Annotated in this window: 6 protein-coding genes; 4 read left to right on the top strand and 2 right to left on the bottom strand. The window is 67.1% G+C overall.

Translation table 11 applies throughout. The features are described from left to right. Window positions 1-278 precede the first annotated feature (278 nt). Entirely contained in the window at window positions 279-1,067 is a 789-nt protein-coding gene (locus ACLFQI_RS09785) for an HAD family hydrolase (RefSeq protein WP_410758903.1), read from the top strand. A 138-nt stretch (window positions 1,068-1,205) separates the two neighbouring features. Here the strand turns inward: ACLFQI_RS09785 and ACLFQI_RS09790 are convergent, their stop codons facing one another. Next, a complete protein-coding gene (locus ACLFQI_RS09790) occupies window positions 1,206-2,093 on the bottom strand; it encodes an HAD family hydrolase (protein ID WP_410758905.1) in 888 nt (295 codons plus the stop codon). A 38-nt stretch (window positions 2,094-2,131) separates the two neighbouring features. Further along, window positions 2,132-3,733 carry a glycosyltransferase gene (locus ACLFQI_RS09795; RefSeq protein ID WP_410758907.1) on the bottom strand — a complete coding sequence of 534 codons (1,602 nt, stop codon included), beginning with the start codon at window positions 3,731-3,733 and terminating at the stop codon, window positions 2,132-2,134. A gap of 162 nt (window positions 3,734-3,895) precedes the next feature. Here ACLFQI_RS09795 and ACLFQI_RS09800 point away from each other — a divergent pair, with 162 nt between their 5' ends. The 3 genes from ACLFQI_RS09800 to ACLFQI_RS09810 all read left to right on the top strand — a co-directional run bounded on the left by ACLFQI_RS09800 (window position 3,896) and on the right by ACLFQI_RS09810 (window position 7,353). Then, window positions 3,896-5,164: a glycosyltransferase gene (locus tag ACLFQI_RS09800; protein WP_410758908.1), complete on the top strand. Its 1,269-nt coding sequence runs from the start codon at window positions 3,896-3,898 to the stop codon at window positions 5,162-5,164. Window positions 5,165-5,167: 3 nt separating this feature from the next. Then, complete coding sequence (locus tag ACLFQI_RS09805; RefSeq protein ID WP_410758910.1) at window positions 5,168-6,919, top strand: sugar phosphorylase; 1,752 nt, start codon at window positions 5,168-5,170, stop codon at window positions 6,917-6,919. Window positions 6,920-7,170: 251 nt separating this feature from the next. Continuing rightward, the gene (locus ACLFQI_RS09810; RefSeq protein ID WP_410758912.1) at window positions 7,171-7,353 is read left to right on the top strand and encodes a BPTI/Kunitz-type proteinase inhibitor domain-containing protein; all 183 of its coding nucleotides are present in this window, start codon (window positions 7,171-7,173) and stop codon (window positions 7,351-7,353) included. Window positions 7,354-7,492 lie beyond the last annotated feature (139 nt).

Below are 7,492 nucleotides of genomic sequence, written 5' to 3' on the forward strand. Positions count from 1 at the left end.
GTTGTCGTTTGTTTCCGCGTCGGCAGGCGCGCCAGAGCGTAACCAAAGCCGAGGGCAAATACGGTCAGTTGCCTTGCCCAGAAGCTCGGTGCGTGATGCGTGCGGCTTCTCCGTCATCTTAAGCAGAGAGCGATGTCGGGTCCATGCGTCGGCCCGCGCCAGCCGCTCAGCGAGACGGCGGTTGAGACTCGCCACCCCAAGAGTCAGCGCTGCAAGTCGGCTTCTTTGCTACTCTAGCGCGCCCATGATGCTTGCCAACCGAATACAAGGAATCCCTGATGCAGACCGGTCTTCAAGCCTTGATCTTCGATGTCGACGGGACCCTGGCCGATACCGAGCGCGATGGTCATCGGCCGGCCTTCAATGCCGCGTTCGCCGAGGCCGGTCTCGACTGGCACTGGTCGGTGGAGCTGTACGGCGAGCTGCTCGCGGTGACCGGCGGCAAGGAGCGGATGCGGCATTATCTGGCCCAGTACCGGCCCGAATTCGAGTGCGACAAACGGGCCTATGCGGATGTGGATGCACTGATCGCGCACTTGCATCGGCGCAAGACCGAGCACTATGTGGCGCGGCTGGAGAAAGGCGGCATCCCGCTGCGCACCGGCGTGTTGCGCCTGCTGCGCGAGGCGCGCGCGGCCGGCGTGCGGCTGGCGATCGCCACCACGACCACGCCGGAGAACGTCACCGCGCTGCTCGCTGCCGCGCCGCAGCCGGGCCTGCTCGATTGGTTCGAGGTCATCGCCGCCGGCGACGTGGTGCGCGAGAAGAAACCGGCACCGGACATCTTCGAGCTGGCCCTGGCGCAATTGAATCTGCCGGCCTCGGCCTGCGTCGCGATCGAGGACTCCGAGAACGGCGTGCGCGCGGCGCTCGGTGCTGGTCTCGAGGCGCTACTGGTGACGACCAGCTCCTACACCGAACAGCAGGATTTCGCCGGCGCGCCGCTGGTGGTGGATCAGCTCGGCGAGCCCGGCGCTCCGGCGACCGCCGCGCGCGGCGATCTCGGCGGGGCCGAGTATGTCGATCTCGAGGTGCTGCGCCGGCTGCACGCGCAGGTGTTCGGCTGAGGTCGAAGACGACCGATCATGGGGCAGCGAGGTCGCCGATGACGGTGTCGCGCAATGCCGGTTCGACGGTCTCGTCGCTCATCGATCCGGTGATGGTGGAGGGCTCGCTTGGGAGCGCGCCGACCTGAAGCAGGCCGTTCAGGCGACGATGCGCGGGATCTGCGCCAACGCGGTCAGTACCCGGTCGGGCGCGACACCGGCGAGCGCGCGATCCTGCTCGTACAAGCGCAGCGAGCGCGCATCGCCGGCAAACAATGCGGTGCGCATGCCGAGCTGGCCGGCTGGCCAGATGTCGTTGCGCCGATCATTGCCGACATAGAGGACCTGATGCGGACGCAACCCATGCGCTTGGGCGAGGCCGGCGAGGGCGATCTCATAGGGCCGCGTCGAGGGCTTGGCCTCGCCCAGGACATAGGACCAGACGCTCAAGGCGGGGTCCAGTCCCAGGATTTCCGGCGGGGCGCCGAGCAAGGCCTCCAGGATCAGCGGGGTGTAGAACTGGGCGTTGGAGACGATGCCCATCGCCAGCCCGCGCTGGCGCAGGGCCGCGAGGAGGTCGGCAACCCCCGGCATGGTCCAGACCGGGTTGATGCGGCATTCGTATTCGAGCGCGATCCGTTGCACCTGCTGGGGTGTCGGTTGCAAGCCAGCGCCGGCCAGCAGCGTTTCCCAGAGCGCGAGGATATCGATCTCGGGATAGCGGATGCCGTGCGAGCGTGCCTGGGCCTGTCGGGTTTGGATCCCCGCCTCTAGGTAGGCGCCGAGATCGAGTTGGCGCTGCGCTTCGGTCAATCGGCTGGCATCGAGTTCGGCCGCGCCGAGGATCTCGCCGAGCCGGGGCGCTCGCGCCTGCTCCCCGCCAAGTCCGATGTCGCCACTGGCCGAGATCAGCAAGGTGCCATAGATATCGAACAGCACGGCTTGAATCTCCGCGAGCGGCTCCAGCTGGGGCTCGATCGCCGTTGGCTGGGGCTGTCGCGGCGTGCAGAGCGAACGAATGCGGTGCAGGAGCTTGGGGTCGGTCATACGGATGCCTCGGCGGGTGGCGGTTGCGATTCCGGTGTTCAGGTGCGCAACAGAAAGAGTCGCTCCGGCGCTTGGAAGCGGGCGATCAGCGCCTGGCCATCGGCCTGGTCGCGCACCGGCGCGCTTGGCGCGGCGAGCAGGGCGCGGTAGATCGCCTCCAACCGGCGCCGATAGCCGTCGAGCATGTATTCGCGCTCGACGATGGTGCGATTGTGCGCGATCCGCTCGACCTCGGCCATGAGCGGCGGCGTGGTGGTGTCAAGCGCGGAGCGGGCCGCTGAATTAGTGCGCAGATGCCGCAACACCTCGATTTGGGCCTCCTCGTCGAGCCGGCCGAAATCGATCCGGTCCGGATCCCTGCGATCGACCGCGGCTGCCCAGGCGCGGGCAAGATCCTCGCGCGCGCGCGCGCGCCCATAGGCACGGGTGGCGGCGGCGAGCGCCGCGTCCATGCGCTGGCGCAGCGCGGCGGCATCGAGCCATTCCAGCGGCACCGGCAGGCGCTGATAGAGCGCGCCAAGATCGAGGCCATCGGCGGCGAAATCGGCGGTGATCTCGGGCAGATCGCGGCCGGCAAGCGGACGGTCGATCAGCCAGGGCTCAAGGAACGCCAGGCCGAAGCCCTCGCCGACGCTGGTGCTGATTAGCGCATGACTGGAGGCGAGCAGGGCGGCAAAGTCGCCGCAGCGGGCGCCGAGCGCAAAATCGACCGGCAGTGCCAGTTCCGCGGCCAGCGCGACCCAGCGCGCATAGATCGGCTGCTCAAGCGGGTTCTGCGGTGCCTGGGTGGTGGCGAAGCGATCCTCGGGGCCGGCCAGCGTGGCCCAGAACAGCAGTTCGCCGAGATTCTTGCGGCGAATGGCGCGGCAGGGATAGAGCCAGCGGCGGTGATCGAGGCCGCAGGCGGCCGGTTCGGCGCCAGCCTGACCGCCCGTGTTGACGTCCATGTGGCGCTCGGTGACGTCACCGGATGGGCGATCGGTCTTGGCGCCACGTTCGCCGTCCATGTGGGTGCCGCCAAGCGCAACCCGCGTCTCGCGCCGAGGGGATTGGAGGGGCTCGGTGGCGAACGAGGCCGCGTTCGGCAGCCGGTGGCGTTGCGCATCCGGCACGCCCGCGGCGGCGAGGAAACGGTCATCGCGCGCGTTCAGGGTTGCATAATGGATGTGCGGCGCCAACGGATAGATCCGGGTCGCGAGGATTGCACCATCCTTGCCCCCCAGGACCTCGAGCATGCGCCGGTAGAGGGCAGGGCGACCATCCTCGGCGAAATCGTGCAGCTGCAACAACAGCGGCTGACCGGCCTCGGCGAGCCCGCGCACGGCCCCCGGCAGCGCCAGATTCTTGCCCAGGCAATGATTGTGGATATGCCAGAGGTCTGGCGCACCGCCGAGCGCGCGTCGCGCCGCCCGCGCCATCGCGGCGCCTAACGCGTCGGGGCCCAAGGGCGCGCGCCGCTCCTCGTAGCCGAGCGCGGGGATCACCGCGAGGCGGGCTGCGAACGCCTCTGGTTGCCGTGGCGGCTCGCCGCAGAGCACCGCGACGCGGTGGCCGGCCGCCGCCAAGGCCGCGCAGGCGTGCTGGATCACGCGGGTGACGCCGCCGGTCTGCAGATGAAAATGGACGATCGCGATGCGCATGCTGTGGGATCATAGCCCGGATCGCCGCCCGGGTTGATCATGGTACGGTGACCCTTTCAGCGCTCGCGCCCAGCGACTCGGATTCGAGCGCGCCGTGCCCGGCCTTCGAGGGGCGGGCACGGGTTATGCAGAACCAGGATTCCAAGACAGCTCCCGTAGCGCATGCAGCAACCGGAACACATCGGCTTCGTCTCGACCCGCTTCGCCGGCACCGATGGCGTCTCGTTGGAGGCGGCCAAATGGGCCGAGGTGCTCTGGCAAAGCGGCCACGTCAGCTTCTGGTACGCCGGGGTACTGGATCGCGATCCGGCGATGAGTCTGTGTATCCCGGAGGCCTTCTTCGATCATTCCGAAAACCAATGGATCACCGCCCAGCTCTGGGGCCAGACTCGCCGCAGCCTCGAGGTCAGCCGCCGCATCCACGCGCTGGCCGCCTATCTGAAATCGACGCTCTATGAATTCCGCGCGCGCTTCGATCTCGATGTGCTGATCATCGAGAACGCGCTGACCATCCCGATGCACGTCCCGCTCGGGGTTGCCATCACCGAGTTCCTGCTCGAGACCGGCATGCCGGCGATCGCCCATCACCACGATTTCATGTGGGAGCGGCAGCGCTTCCAGATCTCGGCGGTCGATGACTATCTGGAGATGGCCTTCCCGCCGCGGGTGCCGCAGTTGCAGCATGTGGTGATCAATCAGGCCGCGCGCGAGGAGATCGCCTGGCGCAAGGGCCTGCCGAGCATCCTGGTGCCGAATGTGTTCGACTTCGAGCGTCCGCCCGGCCCGCCGGATGCCTATGCCGCCGATGTGCGCCAGGCGCTCGGGCTGCTACCGGAGGATCACCTGATCCTGCAACCGACCCGCATCGTGCCGCGCAAGGGCATCGAGAACGCGATCCATCTGATCCGCCGGCTCAAACTTGTGCGCGCGCATCTGGTGATCTCGCATCAGAGCGGCGACGAGGGCTTCGAGTACGAGCGCCAGATCCAGCAGCTCGCGCGCGATGAAGGGGTCTCGCTGAAGCTGTTCGGTGAACGCATGGCCGATCGGCGCCAGCTCGATCAGAACGGACAGAAGGTCTATGTGCTCAGCGATCTCTATCCGCACGCCGATCTGGTGACCTTCCCGAGTCTCTACGAGGGCTTCGGCAACGCGCTGCTGGAGGCGATCTACTTTCGGCTGCCGATCGTGATCGGACGCTACAGCGTCTATCAGCGCGATATCGAGCCCAAGGGCTTCCGGTTGCCGGTGATCGATGGGGTCATCGACCAGTCCACGGTCGAACAGACGCGACGGATCCTGGACGATGCCGCCTATCGGGAGGCGCTGGTCGAGCACAACTATCGGATCGCCAGCCGCTTCTACAGCTATCGCGTGCTGCGCGACAGCCTGCGCGGCATGATCAACAATGTGCGCAATATGACGGGGTGAGTCATGCTGGTGGTCGATCGGCGCCTCTATGAGCGCATCCAGGAACGCCTGCGTCGTCTCTATGGCGCAGAGGCGCTGCCGCGCCTGATGGATCGGCTGCAGCTGATCATCGGCCGCTACGGCGTCGGTGCCGAGTGTCCGCCTTCAGCGTCCGGCTGCGCGCCTTGGGATCAGACCGACGCGGTGCTGATCGCCTATGGCGACATGGTCTGCGCCAGCCAGGAAGCGCCGTTGGCGACGCTGCGCCGATTCCTCCAGCAGCAGGTCGGCACGGCGATCTCGATCCTGCACCTGTTGCCCTGCTTCCCGTATAGCTCCGACGATGGCTTCGCGGTGATCGACTATCGGCGGATCGATCCCGCGCTCGGGGATTGGCCGCAGGTCGATGCCCTGGCCGAGGACTATCGGCTGATGCTGGACCTGGTGATCAACCATGTCTCCAGCCAGAGCCGTTGGTTTCGGGCCTACACCAATGGCATGGCGCCGGAGCGGCATTATTTCCTCGAGGTCGATCCCAAGGCCGATCTCGCGCGCGTGGTGCGCCCGCGCACCTCGGCGCTGCTGCGGCCGGTGCAGACGCCGGCCGGCGAGCGCCATGTCTGGGCTACCTTCGGCCAGGATCAGATCGATGTCGACTTCAGCCATCCGGATGTGCTGTTCGAGTACCTGGATATCCTGCTGTTCTATGTCCACCACGGCGCGCAGCTGATCCGCCTGGATGCGATCGCCTATCTGTGGAAGCAGCTCGGCAGCCCCTGCATCCACCTGCCGCAGACCCACGAGCTGGTCAAGCTGCTGCGCGATCTGCTCAATCTGGTGGCGCCGACAGTGCTGCTGATGACCGAGACCAATGTCCCGCATGCCGAGAACGTCCGCTATTTCGGCCAGGGCGACGAGGCGCATCTGGTCTATCAATTCAGCCTGCCGCCGTTGCTCCTGCACGCGCTGCACAGCGGCAACGGTCGCTATCTGAGCGACTGGGCGGCGCAACTGACGCCGCCGCCACCCGGCTGTACCTATCTCAACTTCACCGCCTCGCATGACGGGATTGGCGTGCGCCCGCTCGAGGGCCTGCTGCCACAAGCCCAGCTCGACGGGTTGATCGCGGCGATGGAGGAACGCGGCGGGTTGGTCTCGCGGCGCAGCAACCCGGATGGCTCGGCGACGCCCTATGAACTCAATATCACCTACTTCGACGCGGTTGGCGTGCCCGGCGATCAGGCGACCTCGATTGGGCGCTTTCTCTGCGCCCAGACCATCGCCATGAGTCTGCAGGGCATTCCGGGGATCTATTTCAACAGCCTGCTCGGGGCCTCGAACAATCTGCGCGGCGTCGAGCAGAGCGGCCGCGCGCGTACCATCAACCGGCAGAAATGGGCGCTGCCCGAACTCGAGGCGATGCTGGACGCGTCATCGACGCATCAGGCGCGGCGGCTGTTGCCGGAGTATCTGCGACGGCTTAGGATTCGCCAGGCGCAGCCCGCCTTCCATCCCGATGGCGCGCAACAGGTGCTCGAACTGCCGGCCGGTCTGTTCGGCGTCCGCCGGCTCGCCCCGGATGGCCGCCAAATCCTGTGGATGCTGGCGAATCTGACCGGCGTGCCGATCCAGCTCGGTTTCGGACGTCTGGCGCGGCGTTCGCGCGAGCGGCGCTGGGTCGAGCTGATCGGGGGGTGGCGCCAGAGCGGCGATCAGCCGCCGAGCCGCTTTGAACTCGAGCCCTATCAGGTCGCCTGGCTGGTCGACCAGGGCTGATCGATCCCGGATTCTTGCCATCGCCATCGCCATCGCCATCGCCACCGCCGTCGCCACCGCCGTCGCCATCGATTCCCATGTCCTCGCCATCGTCTCTCTTATCTGGTGTCTCGTCTCTGCGACCGCTGGCGCGAGCGCGCCTCGCCGGCCGGCGCCGGTCGGTTCGTCGCTCGGGCGGCTTGCCGCTGGTGCCGATGTTGGTGCTGGCGCTGACTGGCTGCGCCGGCGGCGGCGCGAACACGGCTGACCTCATGCACGTGAGCTGCCTGCAGGTGCCTCAGCCGGGCCGTTGCAGTAAGCCGCGCGCGGTCTTCTATTACGACTACCGAACCGACAGCTGTAAGCCGTTCGCGCGCGGTGTCTGCGATCCGGACTGGCCATTCCGCTCGCTGCGCGACTGCGTGAAGGCCTGCGGCGGAGAACCCGCGCCTTAGCGATCGTCGCCTTTAGGGGCCGTCCGCGAAGCACCCGCACAGATCCGTGTGCTTGGCGGCGACGATCATCTGGATGGACGCCCTCTTAGGCGATTGACGGAAATCGCCTTAGGTCAGCGGCTCTAGGTGGAGGTGGCTG

Source organism: Halochromatium sp. (assembly GCF_046541315.1).
Taxonomy (GTDB): Bacteria; Pseudomonadota; Gammaproteobacteria; order Chromatiales; family Chromatiaceae; genus Lamprobacter.